Annotated in this window: 20 protein-coding genes and 1 pseudogene; 6 read left to right on the forward strand and 15 right to left on the reverse strand. The window is 56.9% G+C overall.

Annotated features, from left to right (window positions below; all coding sequences use genetic code 11):
- Positions 1 to 120 precede the first annotated feature (120 nt).
- The 4 genes and pseudogenes from BEI65_RS08480 (at position 121) to BEI65_RS08495 (ending at position 5,340) form a co-directional block, all read left to right on the forward strand.
- Positions 121 to 1,791: a DUF4091 domain-containing protein gene (locus tag BEI65_RS08480; RefSeq protein ID WP_099062945.1), complete on the forward strand. Its 1,671-nt coding sequence runs from the start codon at positions 121 to 123 to the stop codon at positions 1,789 to 1,791.
- A gap of 157 nt (positions 1,792 to 1,948) precedes the next feature.
- The gene (gene olsF, locus BEI65_RS08485) at positions 1,949 to 3,670 is read left to right on the forward strand and encodes an ornithine lipid synthase OlsF (RefSeq protein ID WP_099062946.1); all 1,722 of its coding nucleotides are present in this window, start codon (positions 1,949 to 1,951) and stop codon (positions 3,668 to 3,670) included.
- Between the two features lie 99 nt (positions 3,671 to 3,769).
- A pseudogene (locus tag BEI65_RS08490) lies at positions 3,770 to 4,552 on the forward strand (N-formylglutamate amidohydrolase).
- 74 nt (positions 4,553 to 4,626) lie between these two features.
- The gene (locus BEI65_RS08495) at positions 4,627 to 5,340 is read left to right on the forward strand and encodes a flagellar brake protein (RefSeq protein ID WP_099062947.1); all 714 of its coding nucleotides are present in this window, start codon (positions 4,627 to 4,629) and stop codon (positions 5,338 to 5,340) included.
- Between the two features lie 41 nt (positions 5,341 to 5,381).
- Here BEI65_RS08495 and pdxY read toward each other — a convergent pair whose 3' ends face one another.
- Genes pdxY through BEI65_RS08510 form a run of 3 tightly spaced genes read right to left on the reverse strand, consistent with a single transcriptional unit; the run spans position 5,382 to position 7,189 of the window.
- Positions 5,382 to 6,221, reverse strand: coding sequence for a pyridoxal kinase (gene pdxY, locus BEI65_RS08500; protein ID WP_099062948.1), 840 nt, complete (start codon positions 6,219 to 6,221; stop codon positions 5,382 to 5,384).
- Positions 6,222 to 6,938 (reverse strand): glutamine amidotransferase, encoded by a 717-nt coding sequence (locus BEI65_RS08505; RefSeq protein ID WP_099062949.1) that lies wholly within the window; start codon positions 6,936 to 6,938, stop codon positions 6,222 to 6,224.
- Positions 6,935 to 7,189 (reverse strand): hypothetical protein, encoded by a 255-nt coding sequence (locus BEI65_RS08510; protein WP_099062950.1) that lies wholly within the window; start codon positions 7,187 to 7,189, stop codon positions 6,935 to 6,937. The genes BEI65_RS08505 and BEI65_RS08510 overlap by 4 nt, the downstream gene beginning before the upstream one ends.
- Before the next feature lie 68 nt (positions 7,190 to 7,257).
- Here BEI65_RS08510 and BEI65_RS08515 point away from each other — a divergent pair, with 68 nt between their 5' ends.
- Positions 7,258 to 8,562 carry an aminotransferase class I/II-fold pyridoxal phosphate-dependent enzyme gene (locus tag BEI65_RS08515; RefSeq protein ID WP_099062951.1) on the forward strand — a complete coding sequence of 435 codons (1,305 nt, stop codon included), beginning with the start codon at positions 7,258 to 7,260 and terminating at the stop codon, positions 8,560 to 8,562.
- Here BEI65_RS08515 and BEI65_RS08520 read toward each other — a convergent pair whose 3' ends face one another.
- From BEI65_RS08520 to BEI65_RS08535, 4 genes are all read right to left on the reverse strand, one after another.
- Entirely contained in the window at positions 8,563 to 9,534 is a 972-nt protein-coding gene (locus BEI65_RS08520) for an LLM class flavin-dependent oxidoreductase (RefSeq protein WP_099062952.1), read from the reverse strand.
- A gap of 156 nt (positions 9,535 to 9,690) precedes the next feature.
- Positions 9,691 to 10,527, reverse strand: a complete 837-nt coding sequence (gene pbpG, locus BEI65_RS08525) for a D-alanyl-D-alanine endopeptidase (protein WP_099062953.1) — start codon at positions 10,525 to 10,527, stop codon at positions 9,691 to 9,693.
- A 159-nt stretch (positions 10,528 to 10,686) separates the two neighbouring features.
- A complete protein-coding gene (gene ppk2 / locus BEI65_RS08530; protein ID WP_099062954.1) occupies positions 10,687 to 11,601 on the reverse strand; it encodes a polyphosphate kinase 2 in 915 nt (304 codons plus the stop codon).
- A gap of 26 nt (positions 11,602 to 11,627) precedes the next feature.
- Complete coding sequence (locus BEI65_RS08535; RefSeq protein WP_099062955.1) at positions 11,628 to 13,238, reverse strand: inorganic phosphate transporter; 1,611 nt, start codon at positions 13,236 to 13,238, stop codon at positions 11,628 to 11,630.
- 204 nt (positions 13,239 to 13,442) lie between these two features.
- Here BEI65_RS08535 and BEI65_RS08540 point away from each other — a divergent pair, with 204 nt between their 5' ends.
- Complete coding sequence (locus BEI65_RS08540; RefSeq protein ID WP_099062956.1) at positions 13,443 to 14,471, forward strand: transporter; 1,029 nt, start codon at positions 13,443 to 13,445, stop codon at positions 14,469 to 14,471.
- Here the strand turns inward: BEI65_RS08540 and BEI65_RS08545 are convergent, their stop codons facing one another.
- The 8 genes from BEI65_RS08545 to BEI65_RS08580 form a co-directional block, all read right to left on the reverse strand.
- Positions 14,472 to 15,005 (reverse strand): SRPBCC family protein, encoded by a 534-nt coding sequence (locus BEI65_RS08545; protein ID WP_099062957.1) that lies wholly within the window; start codon positions 15,003 to 15,005, stop codon positions 14,472 to 14,474. It lies immediately after the preceding gene.
- A 3-nt stretch (positions 15,006 to 15,008) separates the two neighbouring features.
- Positions 15,009 to 15,356, reverse strand: coding sequence for a helix-turn-helix transcriptional regulator (locus BEI65_RS08550; protein WP_099062958.1), 348 nt, complete (start codon positions 15,354 to 15,356; stop codon positions 15,009 to 15,011).
- Between the two features lie 90 nt (positions 15,357 to 15,446).
- A complete protein-coding gene (locus BEI65_RS08555; RefSeq protein WP_099062959.1) occupies positions 15,447 to 16,682 on the reverse strand; it encodes a Zn-dependent hydrolase in 1,236 nt (411 codons plus the stop codon).
- The gene (locus tag BEI65_RS08560) at positions 16,679 to 17,170 is read right to left on the reverse strand and encodes an L-2-amino-thiazoline-4-carboxylic acid hydrolase (protein WP_099062960.1); all 492 of its coding nucleotides are present in this window, start codon (positions 17,168 to 17,170) and stop codon (positions 16,679 to 16,681) included. Before BEI65_RS08560 ends, BEI65_RS08555 begins: the two co-directional genes overlap by 4 nt.
- A 29-nt stretch (positions 17,171 to 17,199) precedes the next feature.
- A complete protein-coding gene (locus BEI65_RS08565) occupies positions 17,200 to 18,360 on the reverse strand; it encodes a branched-chain amino acid ABC transporter substrate-binding protein (RefSeq protein WP_099062961.1) in 1,161 nt (386 codons plus the stop codon).
- A 34-nt stretch (positions 18,361 to 18,394) separates the two neighbouring features.
- Entirely contained in the window at positions 18,395 to 19,108 is a 714-nt protein-coding gene (locus tag BEI65_RS08570) for an ABC transporter ATP-binding protein (protein ID WP_099062962.1), read from the reverse strand.
- Positions 19,101 to 19,871, reverse strand: coding sequence for an ABC transporter ATP-binding protein (locus BEI65_RS08575; RefSeq protein WP_085116920.1), 771 nt, complete (start codon positions 19,869 to 19,871; stop codon positions 19,101 to 19,103). Before BEI65_RS08575 ends, BEI65_RS08570 begins: the two co-directional genes overlap by 8 nt.
- Complete coding sequence (locus BEI65_RS08580; protein ID WP_085116919.1) at positions 19,868 to 20,980, reverse strand: ABC transporter ATP-binding protein; 1,113 nt, start codon at positions 20,978 to 20,980, stop codon at positions 19,868 to 19,870. Before BEI65_RS08580 ends, BEI65_RS08575 begins: the two co-directional genes overlap by 4 nt.
- Positions 20,981 to 20,989 lie beyond the last annotated feature (9 nt).

Genomic DNA, 20,989 nt, shown 5'->3' on the forward strand with positions numbered 1-20,989 from the left:
TGACTTCATTCGAAGCCTCTTGCAGTCGGTTTTTGAAAGAGGGCTATTGTTTGAATCGATAAAAGGGTTTAGCCTGAAAATCGCCCCTCGGTATTTTCTAATTAAAGCGAGATTACTGTTATGCGTCTTTCATTGACCTTTACTCATTGCCTGGAAAAAATATTTCACAGCCATAATGCTCCGCAGATCACACAGATAAATAAACTCAGCGGGCTGAATAACGAAATGATGTGTTGGCAGGGGGTTTATTACCTGCAGCGGGCCGATAACGAAACGCGACGTGAATTAGGCTACCGTATTGAGGGACCATTGTCGGAGTATATCAGCGTGCGTCAGGTGCAGTTGGTACCCAGCCACTTTCCCTGTTATGCCGAGACCGATGAAAACTATCTGCGTACCGAACCAGGGTTATTTCCCGATCCGCTGGTACCGCTGGTCGATCGGCGTTTCTTTGCCGCCTGCAATTATTACGGCAGCCTGTGGTTGACCTTAACCCCACCGACGATACCGGTGGCGGGCGGCGATTATCCCCTGACACTGACGTTGTTTGATGTGGCCAGCGAGGACGTACTGGCCAGTGCTGAGTTGACGCTGCATATCGTGGCGGCCGCACTGCCACCGCAAACCCTGTTGCACACCGAATGGCTGCATTCCGATTGCCTGGCAGATTATTACCATTTTGCGGTATTCAGCCCCGAATACTGGCTGGCGACGCGCAACTTTGTCCGTACCGCGGTTAACAGTGGGGTAAATATGCTGTTGACGCCGATCTTCACGCCACCGCTGGATACTGCCGTCGGCGGTGAGCGTACCACGGTGCAACTGGTGGGTGTGCAGCGGTCTGCGCAGGGCTACCGGTTTGATTTCCAGCGTCTGGCCCAATGGGTGGATATGGCGCAGGAGGAGGGCATTGAACACTTTGAAATTGCCCCGTTGTTTACCCAGTGGGGGGCCGCCCATGCGCCAAAAATCATGGTGGAGACAGACGGCACGCTTAGCCCGCTGTTCGGCTGGCATACCGATGCCCATGCCGAAGAGTATCAACAGTTCCTGCAAGCCTTGTTGCCGGCACTGACCGGCTGGTTCCGCGAGCGGCAGTTACAACAACGGGTGTGGTTTCACATCTCGGATGAGCCGACGCTGGAAAATATCGCTGTTTACCAAGCTGCCAGCGCTACCTTGCAGCCGCTATTGGCCGGGTTCCATACTTTTGATGCCTTGTCAGATTATGCTTTTTACCAACAGGGGCTGGTGGAAACGCCGGTGGCCGCCACCGACCATATCGAACCTTTTATCGAAAACCGGGTACCTGGCCTGTGGGCTTATTATTGCTGCGTGCAAAAAACCGAGGTGGCCAACCGTTTCTTTGCCCAGCCCTCGGCGCGCAACCGCATTTTGGGTATCCAGCTTTACCGGTACAACATCGCCGGTTTTCTGCATTGGGGCTTCAATTTCTATAACAGCGGGCATTCGCGGGAGAAGCTCAATCCCTACGCGGTGACGGATTGCCGCAATGCGTTCCCCTCAGGGGATGCCTTTGTGGTTTATCCCGGAGAAAATCTGACGCCGGTGGAGTCACTGCGTTTACGGGTACTGCATCAGGGCCTGCAGGACATGCGAGCCCTGCAACTGCTGGAAAGCCTGACCGATCGTGCGACGGTAGAAGCTTTGATTGAACAACAACTGGGGATGCACATCACTTTTAAACGCTATCCCCATCAGGCGGAGCCGCTTCTGCGGTTACGTGAAGTGGTGAATCAGCGCATCGAAGCCTTAACTTCGGCGGCATAAAATGCGGCGGCGTGGCGATGGGGGTCCCTTCGCCACCAATTTTTCAATAATTTGCTATAACTGATAGCTGAGGGATTCATTTTTTTGTCATGTTACTGACATGTTAGGGTCATGGCGCTGGCTTAAGTTTGCAGCGACTAAGCCAGGAGATAACGCGATGTTTAGCTTGGACTCTCTGTTGCATGATGCATTTCCACACCGCAAGACCCCTGCCTGGCAGCGTAGCCTGCTGAGAACTTTACTCTTCGAAAAAGAATTCAAACAGTTTGCCGCCGATTATCCGCACCTGAAGGGGCTGGATCTGATCGAGCAAGTGGTGGACTACTTCAACCTCAGCTGTGAATTGGTCGATGGCGATTTGGAAAACATCCCGAGCCAGGGGCCGGTGGTGCTGGTGGCTAACCACCCGATCGGTTCGCTGGACGGCCTGGTGCTGCTGCGTGCGGTGGCGGCGGTAAGACCGGATGTCAAAGTGGTCGCCAGCCAACTGTTGACCTACATAGAACCGCTGCGCAACCTGTTTGTACCGGTGGACAACGTGGGCAACAAGACCAACCGCAAGCAAATTGAAGGCATGCAGGCACAGTTGGATAAGCAGGGCGCGCTGATCCTGTTCCCCGCCGGGGAGGTGTCACGCATGAGCCCGAAAGGCATTCGTGACGGCCACTGGCATACCGGATTTTTACGTCTGGCGGCCAAGGCGCGAGCGCCGATTGTGCCGATCCACATAAGTGCGCGTAACAGCAACCTGTTCTATTTCACCTCGCTGGTTTACCGACCGCTTTCTACGTTATTGCTGGTACGCGAAATGTTCCAGCAGCAGGGCGGACGCATCAAAATCCGCGTGGGTGGCCGTATTCCCTTTACTAACTGGCATGACGGCCATACCAGCGCCAAAGATCTGGCCGAACGCTTCCGTCGCCATGTTTATCGTCTGGGCCAGGGTAAGGAAGGGCTGTTCGCCAGTGAATCGCCTATCGCTCTGCCAGAGGACCGATTGGAACTGAAAAAGGCGCTGGCAAACTGTGAACGTCTTGGGGTCACTCCGGACGGTAAAATTATCTTCCTGTATCGCCGTCAGGGCGAGGCGCGTGCGCCTATCCTGCGTGAACTCGGTCGCCTGCGTGAGATTGCCTTCCGTGCGGTGGGTGAAGGATCTGGCCGCCGTCGTGATTTGGACAGCTATGACGACGACTATTACCACCTGGTACTGTGGGATGCCGAGGAACTGGAAATTGTCGGTGCCTATCGTTTTATTCCTACCGCCGAGCAGTTGGAGCGCAAGGGGCTGGAAAGTATCTACAGTAACAGCCTGTTCCATTATGACCGCGAGATGGCCCCGATCCTGGCGCAGGGTATCGAACTGGGACGCAGTTTTATTCAACCGGCTTACTGGGGCAAGCGTGGGCTGGACTATCTGTGGTTAGGCATTGGCGCATATCTGGCAAAATACCCGCAGTATCGCTATCTGTTTGGTCCGGTTTCCATTTCCGGCGGTATGCCGGTGACGGCGCGTGACCTGTTGATTGCCTTCTACCGGCTGTATTTCTCGCCAAATCATGCGTTGGCGCAGTCGCGCCAGCCTTATCCGGCCTCGCTGCCGCAGGTGTTGGCGCAGTTTGCCGGCGATAACTATCAGGAAGATCTGGTTCGGCTGAAAAGCCTGTTGAGCAACATCGGCTGCTCGATCCCGACGCTGTATAAACAATATACCGAGCTGTGTGAGCCGGGCGGGGTGCAGTTTATTGATTTCGGCACCGATCCGGCCTTCAATAACTGCATTGACGGCTTGGTGCTGGTTGATCTCACCCGGCTTAAACCCGCACGGTTCCAACGGTATATTGCGGTGCACCAGCCGCAGGATGCCTGCATAGAATGATCGACTTCTCATTCATGCATTTTTGATCTAACCCGAAGCTTGGCGTCGGCGGTGGGATTTAGCCTAAGATAAGGCTTTGTTCCTCCGCCGGAGTCTTGCATGCCACAGTCGTTTGTCTCGTCTTTATTATCCGCCGAAGATCCCGCCGCCGTGGCGATTGAAACGCCCAGGGGCGTCGCGCCCTTTTTATTGCTGTGCGATCACGCCGGTCAGGCGATACCGCAGCAGTTGGGCAATTTGGGTCTGCCACCCGGTGAAATCGACCGTCACATTGGTTGAGACATCGGCGCATTAAACGTTTCGCGCCATCTCAGCCGTCAGTTGGACACTACGCTGATTCATCAGCGTTACTCACGTTTGGTCATTGACTGTAACCGCACGCCCGGCATCGCCAGTTCGATCCCGTCACTGTCAGAATTGACCCCGATCCCCGGGAATGTCGGTATTGATGCCAGACATGCGCAGGCGCGCGAGCATGAGATTTTTAGGCCTTATCACCAGGCGATAACCGACAATCTGGATCAACGCCAGCGCAACGGGCTGCCGACGGCGATTATCGCCATGCACAGTTTCACCCCGGTATTCAAAGGCAACGAGCGGCCGTGGCAGGTGGGGCTGCTGTTTAACCGCCAGCCGGAGTTTGCATTGCTGCTGGCAGAGCTGCTGCGGGAGGAAGGGGATTTACAGGTCGGCGTTAACGAGCCTTACGCCATGACCGATGCAACGGATTACACCCTGCCGGTGCACGCCGAGCGGCGGGAGCTTCCCTACGTTGGCATTGAGATCCGCCAGGATTTGATCGCCGATCAACAGGGTCAGCAAGCCTGGGCGGAACGCTTCGCCAGACTGCTGCCACAGGCCTGGCATCGTTGGCAAATTTGACTTTAGGAATATTCCCAGTGATGATAACTGTAAGGAACGTGTAAAGCGTCATTGGGAAGAGTCAGGAGCGACGAGTGGAGCAGAATGATAACGGATTGTTTATCAAGCAGGAGCGTTTTGAGGTACTGGCGATACTGCGTGAGATTTGTAAACAGCGCACGCCACTGAAGGTTGTCAATGACCAACAGCAGTTTCAAAGTCTGCTGTTGAGCGTCGGGCCGGATAATATTGTGTTCAGCGGCGATGAGGCGGACACGACGGTCGACGGTGAATGTACCATTGTGATTGAAAGCCATGACGCAAAGATCGAATTCTCCGTAGGCCAGGCTGAATTTACCAACCATCAGGGCGTTAATGCCTGTTCAACCCGCCTGCCAAAGGAACTGGTGTACATCCAGCGCCGCCGTCAGTTTCGCGTGACAACCCCCCACTGGCGTGAGTTTCTCTGCAGCGGCGAATACGCCGACGGTAGCGAGTATCAGTTGAGGATCCACGATCTTTCTGCGGGGGGTGTTGGTTTGCGCGTTGACGGTCCGCTGCCGGAAAACCTTCAGCCTGGATTCCAGTTCAAAAAGGCGTTGTTGGATTTTGGCAGCTACGGCAGTTTCAAGGTTAATATGGAACTGGTGGTGATCAACGAAGACCAGGAACTGGATGACGACGACCAACTGGTGCGTTTCTCGCGTCTGTCGTGCCGCTTTATGAAACTGGGCCTGGCGATGGAAAGAAAAATTCAGAGCGCGGTGTTTGCTTTCGAATTGGATTTTAATAAAAAGAAAAAACGTTAAATAGTCACCAGAGGGGCAGCAGGCTGCCCCATCATCCCGGCCTATTTCAAGGCACGCAGGCTGCCAATTTCCTCCCAACCGAAATGCTCCGCTTCAGTCAGCACATCGCAGACCTCGCCGCTAGCCGAGACAATCGCGTCATTGAGGCTTTCACCGTGCAGCAGGTGGCTGACCAGCAACGCGGCAAACATGTCCCCGGTGCCTTTAACCTTCGATTGAATTTTAGGATGGGTATAGCTTTGCACCTGACTGCGACTGACCAGCAGTAGCCCAACCTGATCGTCGTTTTCTGCCACGCCAGGTGCACTGGTCACCAGGACCCACTCGGTGGTGTCATTCAATAATGCCTGTGCGGCATGCTGTGTTTGTTCCAGGCTGGTCAGTGGGTGCCCGCACAGCTGCTCCAGTTCGAAACCGTTAGGGGTCAGACCATTGGCCAACTGCAGGAAGGGGGAGCGATAGCAACTGACGATGCGCTTATCCACATACACGCCTTCGCCGTAATCGCCCATTACCGGATCGATATAGATTTTTATTTGCGGGTTGATAGCACGTACGCGTCGCAGCCAGCTGTCCAGCATGTGGCACTGGCCGACATCGCCCAGATAACCGATGATCACCGCCCGGGTGCGTTTCATCACGCCGCGAGTCAGTAAATCTTCCAGAAAGCCGCTGAACCACTCGGCAGGGATCACACCGCCGCTGGGGGCGCCGTAATAGGGCGGGCAACCGAACAGGACGCTGGGTACCTGTAGCACTTCCAGCCCCTTTTTCAACAGGGTGCGATAGGCGATACCATTGCCGACGCTGCCGTAAACCACCTGCGATTGAATGCTGATCACATCAATCTGCGGTGGCTGTAATTGAGAAACTTGCTGCATCTATAACTTCCTTGGTTCGATTTTATCCAGCCACCGCGCAAATACCTGGCGGGCGCGCTGTTCTAATTCTGTGCCGTAGCGAGCGGCCTGTTGACGCAGGCGCTGCGGCAGGATACCGGCCAACTCCAGCTCGCAGGAATGGCCAACCAGCCAGCGTTCCAGATCGTGATGATCGGCTTCCAGATGGAACTGTAGCCCAAGCGCGAAATCCTGATATTCAAATGCCTGATTAGGGCACACTTCGGTACCGGCCAGGCAGGTCGCGCCCTCTGGGATCATAAACATATCGCCGTGCCAATGCAGTACCGGCGTTGTCCCCAGGGGCGCCAACACGGAGTCTTCATGCGCTGCCAACGTCAAGGGTTCGAAACCGATCTCTTTGACACCCAGCGAAATAACATCGGCACCCAAAGCCTGAGCCATCACCTGTGCGCCAAGACAGATGCCTAGCGTAGGCCGTTTTTGCTGGAGTCGTTGTGTCACCAGTGCTAATTCGTCGTTGAGAAACGGGTAATGCTGCTGGCCGGCAAAATGCTGCGCAGCGCTGATTGGTCCGCCGAGCACCACCAGCAGGTCGGTCTCCTCATTATCGATGGCCCGGATATCGTCACGGCCGGCATCGTAGTAATCAATCTGATAGCCCCGCAGTGAAAGCAGTGAACCCAGAATACCGAGGTTTTCAAAATTCACATGCCTGATAGCGACAACTTTTTTCATTGCTGTACCTCTGTGCTGTGGGGATAAGCTTCCAGTTCCAGCGTATCGCCAAGGATGGTGATGCCGTTGATGCCGCTTTGATAAACTATCCGACGCTCTTTGACCTGGCTGATGTGCAATTGGTAGCCCTGCTCGGCAGGGAACAGCGCCTGAGCCTGCTGCAGTTGGTCGGCAGCCCAGGGGGTGAACATTTGCAAACGGGCAAACGCTTTTCCGCCGTGTTGAATATCGAGCACGTAATGTTTTTCCATTTTTACCCCTTAACTTTTCCATTCGAAACAGGTAATCTATTTTGAACTAATACAAAAAGGTCTTATGTATGGGTTCATTGTATGCAAAAGGCGGCAGCGCTGTCCAGATTGCTGAGCAGATCAGCACGCAGATCAAACAGGGGGATTTGCAGCCGGGTGACCTGTTGCCACCGGTGCGTCAACTGGCGGGCCAACTGAGGGTGAATCCCAATACCGTCGCCAGTGCGTATGCCAAGCTGCGGGATGCCGGTTTGGTCGCCACCCGCGGGCGTGCCGGTACGCAGGTGCTTGAGCAACCCCTGATGGCGGCGCGCCATATCCGTCAAGTGCCCGAGGGCATGCGTGATTTGGCCAGCGGCAACCTGGATGGGGCTTTGCTACCGGCACTGTCAATGAGTGTGGATGACATCTTCCCGCAGCAGAATGGCTATGACGTTAGCGGTGATTTACCGGCTTTGTGTCAGCTTGCCGGTGACTGGTTGAGCCAACAGGGTGCGGTTCTGGGTGAGACAGCGGTGTTTTCGGGTGCGCTGGACGCCATCGAAAAGGCGTTGCGCAGCCATGCGGCACCGGGGGCGTCGGTGTGGGTGGAAGATCCCTGCTGGCCGCCGTTACTGACGCTGCTGCGGCATCTTCGTCTCAAACCCTTGCCGTTGCTGGTGGATGAGCAAGGGTGCCGATTGCCGGAGAAAGACGCCGGCCCGCAGGGTTGCGCAGTGATCCTGACACCGCGTGCGCAGAACCCAACCGGCATGTCGCTTAGCGCAGCCCGCGCCAATCACTGGCGTGAGTTTCTGGCGCAAAACCCGGGCTGTCTGGCGATCGTCGATGACTTCTGGGGGCCGCTGTCGCAACAACCGCTGCATTTGCCCTGTACTGCCGACAATGGCCTGTATGTGCTGTCGCTGAGTAAATTCCTCAGCCCGGATCTACGTATTGCGCTGGCCTGCGGCAAGCCGCAATTGCTACAGGCGATGCGTGCCGATCAATACATTCGTGAACGCTGGGTCAGTCATATCCTGCAGCAAATTGCCGTCAAATTATGGACGCAGGCGCAGCGTGAGGGTTTGCTGGTTCGCGCGCAGCAAGCTTATCAACAGCGGCGCGATGCGTTGGCGGAACGGTTGCAGGCGTTGACCGGTGCGCCATTGCCAGCGGGGGAAGGGGTACATATCTGGCTGCCGGTGCGTTCGGAAGCCGCCGCCGGCCAAATCATGGCACAGCGCGGCTGGCTGGTGCAGGGCGGCGAGCCGTTCCGCCTGAAAAGCGGCCCGGCGATCCGTGTCAGTCTGGCTAACCTGATCCCGGCACAGTTGGAGACACTGGCGCAGGATCTGGCGGTCGCTATAGGCTCGGGCGCGGTAGTGAACTGATCAGGCCTGCGCCAGCAGTTGCAAAGAGGCCAGGCGGGCAGCGGGAGCGCTGATCGGCGTATCGATCACAAACTCTTCCACGCCATATTGCCGGTGTAATTGGTCTAACTGACTGCGCACCTGCTGCGCGGTACCAAGCAAAATATGGCTTTCACGTGGTTCGATGCGGTAATCGGTAGCCCCGGCCTGCTGAACATAACTCTCTGCCTGCTCCAGGCTGCCGACCGTCACGCTTTGTCCTCCGGCCACATGCACCCGGTATTGCTGGATCCCGGCCGCCAAAGCCTGGGCCTGTTCGGTCGTATCGGCGACGATCACTGCGACCGCCAGCAGAGCTTTACGTCCACCGCTCTGCTCAGCGTAATGTGCCAACGCGCGCTGAATATCGTCCGGATTGCCATTGAGCTGTGCGGCAAACACAAAGGCCCAGCCGTGTTCGGCAGCCAGTTGGGCACTTTCGCTGCTGGCCCCCAGCAGGAAGCGCTGTGCGGGCTGGACTGGTTGCGGTGTGGCACTCAGGCCGGGTTGCGCGTCATCATTCAGGTAGGCACTGAGCTGAGCCAGCTGTTGCGGGAAGTCCGGCTTATTCTGTTGATCGTGGGCGGCCTGCAGTGCCTGGGTGGAGAGCGGTAGCCCGCCGGGCGCTTTGCCCACCCCCAGATCGACCCGACCCGGTGCCAGGGTCGCCAGCAGATTGAAGTTTTCCGCCACCTTGTAAGCACTGTAGTGTTGCAGCATGACGCCACCAGAGCCTATGCGAATACGGGAGGTTTGTCCGAGCAAATAGGCGATCAACACTTCGGGCGAAGGGCAAGCCAACTGCACGGTATTGTGATGCTCGGCCAGCCAGAAACGACGATAGCCCCAAATTTCCGCCTGCTGCGCCAAATGCAGCGTACGCGTCAGCGCCTGGGCGGCAGTTTCTCCTTCGGCAATCGGACTTTTTTCCAACACGCTCAGGGCATAAGCCATTTTCCTGCTCCTTTATCATCAATTATCCATGACAAATAGCATGCCCAATCCAACAGGCTTAATACTGATTTTGGATAGGATATTCCATTGATAAAAAACGGATTTAGATATGCTCAGAATGGTAAACGGGCGCGTGATTGACGCGCCCGAATCAGATCAGGATTCCAGCCAGGCCTTCAGGCGAATGGCGTCTTTATAGTGGCCATAACGCTGCTTTGATCCGAGCAGGATCATCACCACCGGTTGCCCGTTGATCAGGGTACGCATCACCAGACAGTGGCCGGCTTCGTCGGTGAAACCGGTTTTTTGCAACTGGATTTTCCAGGCGGGATTATTGATCAGACCGTTGGAGCTACGGTAGACCAATTGACCGCGGCCAGGACGCACGATTTGCTGTTTGTCGGTACTGAAACGACGGATGGTCTGATAGCGGTAGGCGTGGTTAACCATTTTCAGCAGGTCATTGGCACTGGCGACGTTGCGTGGTGTCAGCCCGGTCGGATCGTAGAAGCGCGCATGTTTCATGCCGATAGCCCGCGCTTTCTGATTCATTTTCGCCACAAAGGCTTTGCGACCACCGGGATAGTTGCGGCTCAGTGCCGACGCGGCGCGATTCTCCGACGACATCAGTGCGATGTGCAGCATATCGCGACGGCTAAGGGTGGAACCGATGGTCAGACGTGAGTGAGTTTTTTTCAGTAAATCCCGGTCGGCGGGGGTGACCTGCATCCTGTTGCCCAATGGGCGTTTGCTGTCCAGAGCGACCATGGCGGTCATCAGCTTGGTTAGCGAGGCGATGGGTTGCACGCGATTGGCCTGTTTCTGATACAGCGTTTTGCCGGTGCGTTGATTGACTACCAACACCGATGTCGAGTGCAGCGCCAGCGGTGCAGTGGCCTGCGCGGCAGACGTAACCAACAACAGAAAGAGAACCAGAATGGCGCCGAAGCGACGGGGGTGGAGGCGACGAATAAGGGCATTAAATAAAGACATGGCGACCGTGACTGTGTCCTGACAGGTGAATGAATATCAGCAAGAGTCTGCACAGCAAATGTGGAGAAAATAGGGTGGCGTTGTAACGGGATGAGAATCCAGCGGTGACGTTATTGCGGGCAAAAGGCAGGGAAGCGGTGTTCCGCCTCCCTGGGTAAATCAATACACTTCAGGTACTACCATGGTGTCTGGCACCGGATGGCGGTTGTAATCCGGGCTGCGTTTGCGCGGTGGCAGGGTGATCACATTGCCTTCCGCCTCTTCATAGGGCAGCTGTTCCAGCAGATGGCTGATGCAGTTCAAACGCGCCTTTTTCTTGTCGACCCCCTGAACCACCCACCATGGCGCTTCCGGAATGTTAGTGCGCGCTAACATGATTTCCTTGGCTTCCGTGTAGTCTTCCCAGCGGCGGCGGCTCTCCAAATCCATCGGGCTGAGCTTCCATTGCTTTAACGGATCGTGGATGCGGCTGAGAAAACGCAGCTCCTGCTCATCGTCGGTGATCGAGAACCAGTATTTGACGATTTGAATGCCGCTGCGCGTCAGCATTTTCTCGAACTCAGGCACGCTACGGAAAAACTCTTCATATTCCTCGTCATTGCAAAAGCCCATCACTTTTTCCACCCCGGCGCGGTTGTACCAGCTGCGATCGAACAGCACCATTTCACCCGCCGCCGGCAGGTGGGCGATAAAGCGTTGAAAATACCACTGGGTGCGTTCGCGATCGTTCGGTGCCGGCAACGCGGCCACGCGGCAGGTGCGTGGGTTCAGGCGTTGAGTGATACGTTTGATCACGCCACCTTTGCCGGCGGCGTCACGACCTTCAAAAATGATCACCAGCCGGTGGCCGGTGCGCATCACCCAGTCCTGTAGTTTGACCAGCTCACCCTGCAGCCGCAGTAGCTCGCGGAAATACTGTTTGCGCCAGGCTTTCTTCTGGTCGCTGTCCACTTCGCTGTCGTCAAAGCGCAGGTCGTCCAGTTCCATCTCCAGCTCTTCGTCGTAACTGTCGTAGAACTCCTGCAACAGACGCTGATTGAAACTCTCGTCGCGGTCAAATTCATGCATAGCCATAATTAATTCTCCGTGTTAGCCCGGTTTTAGAAATGGTTGAAGATCCAGTACAGCCCGGTGGAAAGCAGCACCGAGGCCGGCAGCGTCAATACCCAGGCCATCAGCAGATTACGCAGGGTAGACATTTGCAGACCGGAGCGGTTGGCCGCCATGGTGCCGGCGATACCGGATGACAGAACGTGAGTGGTGGAGACCGGTAATCCGAAGATGTCCGCGGCGCCAATAGTGGTCATTGCCACCAGTTCGGCGCTGGCGCCCTGGGCATAGGTCAGGTGACTTTTGCCGATCTTCTCACCGACGGTGACCACGATGCGCCGCCAACCGACCATGGTGCCCAGCCCGAGAGCAATCGCCACCACCACCTTGACCCAGAACGGGATAAAGCGGGTGGCGCTGTCCAGATCGCTTTTCAGGGCATCCAGATTGCGCTGCGAGTCAGCGGATATTTGCAGCTGTTTTTCAGACTTCAGGTGTTTAATGACTTCCGATGCCAGATACATATCGTTACGGGTGTTGGAAACCGCCTGCGCGGGGATTTTATCGACCGAACCGTACTGACGAACCTGGTCACCGATGGCACCGGTCAGTTGCGCCAGCGCGGGCACCACTTCTGGCGTCAGTTCATTGGTGCGTACATACCCGGTCAGCACCTCACGGGGCTGTGCCTGGCTGACCGCCGGGAACTGGCTTAGCAATTGGTTTTTGGTGACTTCCGCCAACGCCGCTACACGTGGGATTTGTTCTGGCGGCATTGAACGGTTGAGCGCGTAGGCGATGGGCATGGTGCCGACCAGGATCAGCATGATCAGCCCCATGCCTTTTTGTCCGTCGTTGGAGCCATGGGCAAAGGAAACTCCGGTACAGGTGAGGATCAGCAAACCGCGGATCCACAGCGGCGGCGGCGAGTCATTCTTGGGGGCGGTATACAACTGGCGATTTTTGACAAAGACTTTCAGCGCCAGTAACAGCAGGGCGGCAAACACAAAGCCGATCACCGGTGAAAGCAGCAGTGCGTAACCCACCTTAATCGCCTGGCCCCAGTCGACACCGCTGGTGCCGGTGCGCCCGTGGATCAGGGCATTGGCCACGCCAACGCCGATGATTGATCCAATCAGAGTATGAGACGACGACGCAGGCAACCCGAGCCACCAGGTGCCGAGGTTCCAGATAATCGCCGAAAACAGCAGGGCGTAGACCATGGCGAAACCGTTGCCGGTGCCGGCCTGTAAGATCAACTCGACGGGCAGCAGCGAAATGATACCGAATGCGACCACGCCGCTGGAGAGCAATACGCCGAGAAAGTTAAAGAACCCTGACCAGACTACGGCCACCATCGGCGACAATGAATGGGTATAAATAACGGTGGCCACCGCATTGGCGGTATCGTGAAAACCATTAACAAATTCAAAGCCCAACGCAATCAATAACGCTAACCCCAATAACAGGAACGGCAGATAACTGGTATATACCGCACCGGCATCGCTGACGTCGTTAAATAAATTCACTCCGGCAAAAGCTATCCCCAGAACTAATAAAAAAACAAAAAAAAGAACAGTGAGTCGACTGTTCTTTTGGTAGATCTTTGGCAGACTGGACGCGGATGGCACACCCGCCTGAACGGCGCTGTTATCGCTCATAAAGGACCTTCCCGATAGACTTCATTAGAATACTGACGCTGCGGTACGCTGTTGCCATCAAAGTATTGGGAAATAATGTGACTTTTTTATGACGCTAATATTAATCATCGGGAAAAGTGAAAATAATTAACATTGGCATTTAAAGGTTGATATAAAGGCGGAAGCCGATTAATTAATGGGTGTGGTTATTCAGGATAAAGGTTTATGGCTCAAACGGTTGCGGAAAAATTACACAAACTTGATTTTGATGATGAGGTTACCGGGCTGATTTACGGCCACGTGTTCCGTACGGCCGAGCCGCCGCAGCGGGTGTCTTCGCAGCAGGCTTGCCAGGCCTGTCAGGCGCTGTTGCCGGGTGAGGGTTTTATCTGGTTGCATCTCAATTTGAACCATGCGGCCGCGGAAAAATGGCTGAAAAACCACTTTGCAATTTCCGACTTTTTCTTCGACGAGATCCGCCACGGTTCCCATACCACCCGCATTGAGCGTCAGGGAGATGACCTGTTCGCCGTTCTCAACGACGTGATTTTTCATCCCAAAGAGAACAGCCCGGAGATCGCGACGCTGTGGCTATATTGTCGCAGCGGGTTGGTGGTCACGGCACGGCACAAGCCGCTGCGTTTGATTGAACGGCTGTTGGGGCGGCTGGGGCCGTTGCAACTGGCGTCGTCTACCGAGTTGCTGGCACATTTGCTGGAAGAACAGGAAGAAGTTCTGGAGCAGGTAGTGCGGCAGGCCAACCAGTATGTCGACACCATTGAAGATCGCCTGTTGAGCAGCCATGTGAAGCGTAACCGTACCGAACTGGGGCGCATGCGGCGTATGTTGTTGCGCTTTCAACGCCTGCTGGCACCGGAACCGGCGGCACTGTTTCGCCTGTTGAATCGCCCGCCGACCTGGTTGAGCCGCGACGTCGTTCAGGATCTGCGCCAGTTCACTGAAGAGTTCACCGTGGTGTTGAACGACCTTGCCAGCCTGACCGAGCGCATTCGTCTGTTACAAGAGGAGATCGGCGCCAAGCAGATGGAGCAGAACAACCGCACGCTGTACACCCTGACGGTGATCACCGTCCTGGCGCTGCCGATCAATATCGTTGCCGGTTTCTTCGGGATGAACGTGGGCGGGATCCCACTGGCCAGCAATCACCACGGTTTTATCCTGTTGGTGTTGCTGGTCGGTGGCTTTACGCTGGTGACCGGCTATCTGGCCTTCAGACGCCGGGATGAGGGCTGATTACAGTCTGGCCCGGTACTCTTCCTCCAGCTTGGCGTGGGTGCTCCAGAACGGCTGTGGCTGACGATCGTGCAGGCGATCGACCAGGATATCCAGATGGGTGTGCCAGCCACCGGCCACGCTGAGCATTTCGTCACGGTTGGCCAGGCGACGGTGGGTGACCGTCAGCAGTACGGCGTTACCCTGTTCGGTCAGCTCGAAGGTCACCTCGGAAGGACGGTTCTGCCCCTGTTCTGCCCAGGTAAAACTCAGCAGCCGCGGCGGGAACAGGCAGGTGATATGTCCGATATTGCTGACGCTGCAGCCAAGGTTTTTATATTTGGCCGGTGTGGCTTCATGCTCGCCGGTCAGATCGGAATTGCGAAACACCAGCTCAACCTGGGCACCGTTCTCCAGCTTCATGTCGCCGGCGGCCAGCCAGGTGGCGCGTTTGTCGGATTCCGTCAGATAGGCCCAGACCCGTTCGATCGGGCCGGGCAGCAGCCGCTGAATGCGCAGCGTGCCGGTTTCAATAATCATGCCGTAGTCGTTCATAGTTCACTCCTTGGGAGGATGCGGTTCGGGCTGCAGCAGCGCTATTTCCAACGCGTCCAGCCGCTCTGTCCAGAAATGCTCGTAGGTTTTCAGCCATTGCATGGCCTGTGCCATTGGCTCGGGTTCAAGCCGGCAGATATGGTTTCTTCCTTGCACGGTACGCTGCACCAGCCCAGCAAGCTCCAGTGCCTTGATATGCTTGGAAGCGCCGGCAAATGACATTTGCAGCGGCGCAGCCAGTTCACCAATGCTGTGCTCACCACCGGCCAGGGTACGCAGTATCGCGCGCCGCGTCGGGTCGGAAAGTGCACGAAAAATGGCGTCCAGCTGTGAGGAAGATAATTTAACCATATGGTTGAATATAGAACAGGTGGGCTAATATTCAACCAGTTTGTTGAATATTTTTTTCCAGGCCCCGGCCGATACACCGGGGCTGCGGGATCAGGCGCGGGTTTGCGCCAGCAACGCGTTAAGCAACACGTTGGCCCCGGCGGTCGCCCACGCAGGCGAGATATTTTCCAGTTCGTTGTGGCTGATACCCTCCACGCAGGGAATGAAAATCATCGCCGTGGGTGCCACCCGACTCAGGTAGCAGGCGTCGTGCCCGGCACCGGAAACCATATCGCGGTGCGAATAGCCCAGCGCCAGTGCTGCCTGGCGGACACTGTCGATACAGCCCTGATCAAAGCGTATGGGTTGATACTGGAAGATGCGCTCGGCACTGGCGCTCAGCCCCTGGGTGCCGACCTCGGCCACCGCCGCCAACAGCTGTTGTTCCATCTGTTCCAGCACCACCTCTTGCGGGTGACGGAACTCAATGCTGAAGAACACTTTGCCTGGGACCACGTTGCGTGAATTGGGCGTAATTTGAGCCATACCCACGGTGGCTCGTGCGTCCGGCATGAAATTCTTGCCGATGGTATTGACTGCCATAACCAGAGTGGCGAAACCGAGCAGGGCGTCACGACGGCGATCCATCGGCGTTGTGCCGGCATGGGCGCTAAAACCGGTGATTTCCAGTTCATACCAGCGTTGACCTTGTGCGGTAGTCACTACGCCAATCTCAATGTTTTCCGCCTCGAGGATCGGGCCTTGCTCAATATGCAGCTCAAAGGCGGCGTGGATCGGCATGCCACCCACCGGGTGTTCCCCGGCGTAGCCAATGTGCTGCAACGCCTCACCGAGACTGATGCCTTGTGCATCGCTGCGCGACAGGCCGTAAGCCAGGTCGAACACTCCGGCAAACACCCCGGAGGAAATCATCGCCGGGGCGAAACGTGCGCCTTCCTCGTTGGTCCAGTTGACCACTTCCATCGCTCGCTCGGTGGCGATCTGGCGATCGTTAAGGGTGCGGATCACTTCCAGACCGGCCAGCACGCCATAAATCCCGTCGAAACGGCCGCCGTTGGGTTGGGAGTCAACGTGAGAACCGGTGATCACCGGTGCCAACTCCGGGCGAGTCCCCTCACGGCGCAGAAACATATTGCCCATGCGATCAACCCGCACGCTGCAACCGGCTTCCTTCGCCCAGTCACGCAATTGGTCGCGTGCCTGACGGTCTTCTTCGCTCAACGCCAGGCGGGTGACGCCGTCTTTCGGGATGGCGCCGAACCGGGCCATGTCGAGCAGGCTTTGCCACAGGCGTTCGCCATTTACCTGAGGTACCTGAGGCGTCATTTTTTCTCTCCCTGCGATTTGGCGGTGTAGCGGAAATCGCAGCAGGACGCGCCGGACATAATGGTCTGGGTGCGCTGCAGCTCGACATCCGGCGCATAGCCGACGATAAACTGGCTGTCGCGGGCACAGGACAGCAGGTGGCCGATTTCGCCCAGTCCCATCTGGTGGTACATCTCGGCATAACGGCAGCGGGTGACGTTATAGTCGAAATGCTGCGGGTCCTGGTTGATCACCTTCACCTGCAGCGCATCGTCTTTTTCCCACAGGTATTGCAAGGCGGCGAAACTCTGCAAATCAGCGCCATTCGGCTCCTGCGCGGCAAAGTTTTTACCGGCCTCAATGGCCGCGTTTTCGATGGCTTCGCCTATCACCGCCTGCGCTCGCTCTTTGCCGATCTCACGCACCAGGATTTGGTAGATTGGCTTGATGATTTCCGCCTCTATGCGGCGCCGGGCCAGAATACCCAATTCGTTTTTTGCTTCGCTCATTGCCTTGCTCCTCATTGCCTTGCGGATGGTTATGGTGCTTTTGCGCCGCCCAGTACGCTTTGCGGCTGCCATTTGCCGTCAACCACCCGGTAAAGGGTGAAGCTCGGCTGTTGCAGGTTGCCCTGTGCGTCGAATGCAATGCTGCCGGTGACGCCCTGATAATGAATGGCGCGCAGCTTCGGCAGATAATCGGCCGGATCGGCGGACCCCGCCTGCTCGATGGCGGCAATCAATACCCGGGTGGCGTCGTAGGCGAACGGCGCATGCAGTTCGATATGGGTTTTATAGCGGTCACGGTAGGCCTGCCCAAAGGCTTTGCCGCCCGGCATCTGTTCCAGCGGCAGGCCCGGCTCCAGTGCCACCACGCCTTCACCTTCTTTCTGTGCCAGCGTCAGGAAAGTCTGGCTGACAAAACCGCCTGCGCCCATCAGTTGAGTGTTCATCCCCAGTTGTTTGATGCGGCGGGCCAGCGGGGCGGCCTGCGAGTCCACACCGCCGAAGAAGATCAGATCAGCGTTCTTGCTGCGCAGGGTGGTCAGCACCGCACTGAAATCAACGGTTTTGTCGTCGACATACTCCCGCGCTACCGGTTGGACGCCCTGAGCCGCCAGTGACTTGATAAACTCATCTGCCAGCCCCTGGCCGAACGCGGTGCGATCGTCAATCACCGCAATGCGTTTGGCTTTCAGTACATTGACCGCATATTCACCGGCATAATTACCGCCGTCGTCATCATGGCCCATCACGCGGAAGCTGGTATCGAACCCTTGTTGAGTATAGCCGTGGCCGGTGGCGACCGGGGCGACCTGAGCAATACCGGCGTCGTGGTAAATGCGGGCCGCCGGAATGCTGGTGCCGGTATTCCAGTGCCCGACCACGCCGGCGACACCTTCGTCCACCAGGCGTTGGGCTACCGCAACGGCGGTACGCGGATCGGACTGATCGTCCTCGGACAGCAGTTTAAAGGTGACCAGCTTGCCTTTCAGCATCGGTTTCTGGGCATTGGCATCGGCGATCGCCAATTGCGCGCCATTCTCCAAATCCTTGCCAATACGGGCGGAAGGGCCGGTCAGCGGACCTGCCAGCCCGATCAGAATAGTTTCATCGGCCAGAACCGGCGATGCCGCGCCCAGGCTGGCCAGAACGGCGGCGGCCAGCGCCAACGGCTTCAAGCGAGTTATCTTGTTCATGTAAAACTCCCGGTGTGATTAAAAGTAAAAACGGTTATTCGCCCAAATAGGCTTGTTTGATTTTTTCATCATCCAGCATGTCGGCAGAGCGGCCACAGTGGCTCAGACTGCCGCTGTCCAATACATAGGCACGGTCAGTGGATGCCAGTGCCAGTCGGGCATTTTGTTCCACCAATAATAGCGTGACACCGTCACGAGAAAGGTTTTTGATGACCTCAAAAATGGCTTCAACCACGATCGGTGCCAACCCCATCGAAGGCTCATCCAGCACCAACAGGCGCGGACGGCTGAGTAACGCCCGACCGATGGCCACCATCTGCTGTTCACCGCCGGAGAGCAGCCCGGCCTGCTGTTGCAGCCGTTCACGCAGACGCGGAAAAAGAGTACAAACCTGTTCCAGATCCTGGCGTACAGCCGGTTTGTCATGGCGTGAATAAGCACCAAGCTGCAGGTTTTCCCGCACTGTCATACGGGCGAAAATACCGCGTCCTTCCGGGACCATCACCAGGCCCTGTTGCAATAAGCGATGCGGTGGCATACCGCGAATAGAGCGCCCGTCGAACAGGATTTCCCCTTCGAACGGTTGCAGGCCGGTTAGCGCACGCAGGCTGGAAGTTTTGCCTGCACCGTTGGCACCGATCAAGGTCACCTGTTCGCCGCTGTTTACCGTGAAATCGATGCCTTTAACCGCATGAATACCACCGTAAGACACTTTTAACTGTTTGACTGTCAATAAGGGTTCAGACATGAGCCGACCCTCCCAGATAAGCGCGGATCACCGCCGGTTCACGCCGTACCTGTGCCGGTTCGCCTTCGGCGATCACCTTGCCGTAGTCGAGCACCGTCAGGCGATCGCACAGTCCCATCACCAGCTTGACGTCGTGTTCGATCAACAACAGGGTTTTGCCACTCTCGCGGATACGTTGCAGTAGCTCGCGTAGCGCCACCTTCTCGGCGGCGTTCATGCCGGCTGCCGGTTCATCCAGCGCCAGCAATTTAGGTTCGGTGGCCAAGGCTCGGGCGATTTCCAACCGGCGCTGGTGGCCATAGGAAAGATCGCCGGCGCGGTAATGGGCGAACTGACTAATGCCGACGTATTCCAGCAGCGCGTGAGATTTCTCCCTCGTGGCGTGTTCTTCCTCGCGGGCGCGCCGATGGCGTGAAATTGCCGCCCACAGACCGTTGCGGGTGCGCAGATGGCAACCGACCATCACGTTTTCCAGGACGCTCATTTCATTAAACAACCGCAGGTTCTGGAAGGTGCGGGCGATACCGGCCTGTGCCACCTTGTCGATGGCCTGCGGCTTGTAGCGACGATCCTGCAGGCGAAACTCGCCGCTGTCGGCGCGATACAGGCCGGTGATCAGGTTGAAACAGGTGGTTTTGCCCGCACCATTTGGGCCGATCAACCCGTAGATCTCGCCCTGACGAATACTGATGCTGACGTCATCCACCGCGGTTAGCCCACCAAAGTTTTTACTGACGTGACTGAGTGTGAGAAGTGGCGTCATGAGGCGGCTCCCGGTTGATGACGTGCCGGCCACAGGCCCGCCGGGCGATACAGCATCACCAGGATCAGTGCCAGCCCATAGAACAGTTGGCGAATAATCTCGGGGTCAATCCACACCTGACCGAATAGCGCCTGTTGCAGGGGGCCCATGGTGCTGCGCAGCAGTTCTGGCAGGGCAGCCAGCAGCAATGCGCCGAGGATCACGCCGGGTATGTGGCCCATACCGCCCAACACCACCATCGCCAATACGGCAATCGACTCTTGCAGGGTGAAGGATTCCGGTGAGACAAAGCCCTGAAACGCCGCAAACAGTGCACCGGCGACACCGCCAAAGGTGGCACCGATGGCGAAAGCCAGCAGTTTGAAGTTACGGGTGTTGATGCCCATCGCCCGTGCCGCGTCTTCATCTTCGCGGATAGCGGTCCAGGCGCGGCCAACCCGCGAATGCTGCAGGCGCAGGCAGATAAACAGGATCAGCAACAGCAGGGCGGCGAACAGGTAGTAATAGAGATACAGGGATGAAAAACGGATGCCGAACCACGAATGCATACCGGAAAACTTCAGGCCGAACAGCGTGACCGGATCGATAGCGGAAATCCCCTTTGGGCCGTTGGTGATGTTGAGCGGGCGGTCCAGGTTACGCATCAAAATACGCACGATCTCACCGAAGCCCAGCGTGACGATCGCCAGATAGTCCCCACGCAGCCGCAGCGTGGGCGCTCCCAGCAGAATGCCGCACAACGCGGCCAGCAACGCGGCCAGTGGGATCAACAACAGAATCGACAGATGCAGCCCCTCCGGGAACCACTGCAACAGCAGCGGAAATTGCTGAGTGAGGTGCGGTGATGAAAGCAGTGCGGTCAGATAGGCGCCGACCGCGTAAAAAGCGATAAATCCCATGTCCAGCAGGCCGGTGAGGCCGACCACAATGTTCAGACCCAGTGCCAGCATCAGATACAGGAGCGCGAAGTCGATCACCCGTACCCAATAGTTACCGCCGACGGACCCGGCCACCCAGGGGGCCAGCAGCAGGCCGAGCATAAACAGAGCCACACCAAGTCTGGCGCGGTGCGGGGAGGCGGTGTGCAGAGTCTCGGTCAGAATAGTCATCTTGTGTCC

The sequence above is a fragment of the Serratia sp. BW106 genome, assembly GCF_002607755.1.
GTDB classification, from domain to species: Bacteria; Pseudomonadota; Gammaproteobacteria; order Enterobacterales; family Enterobacteriaceae; genus Serratia; species Serratia proteamaculans.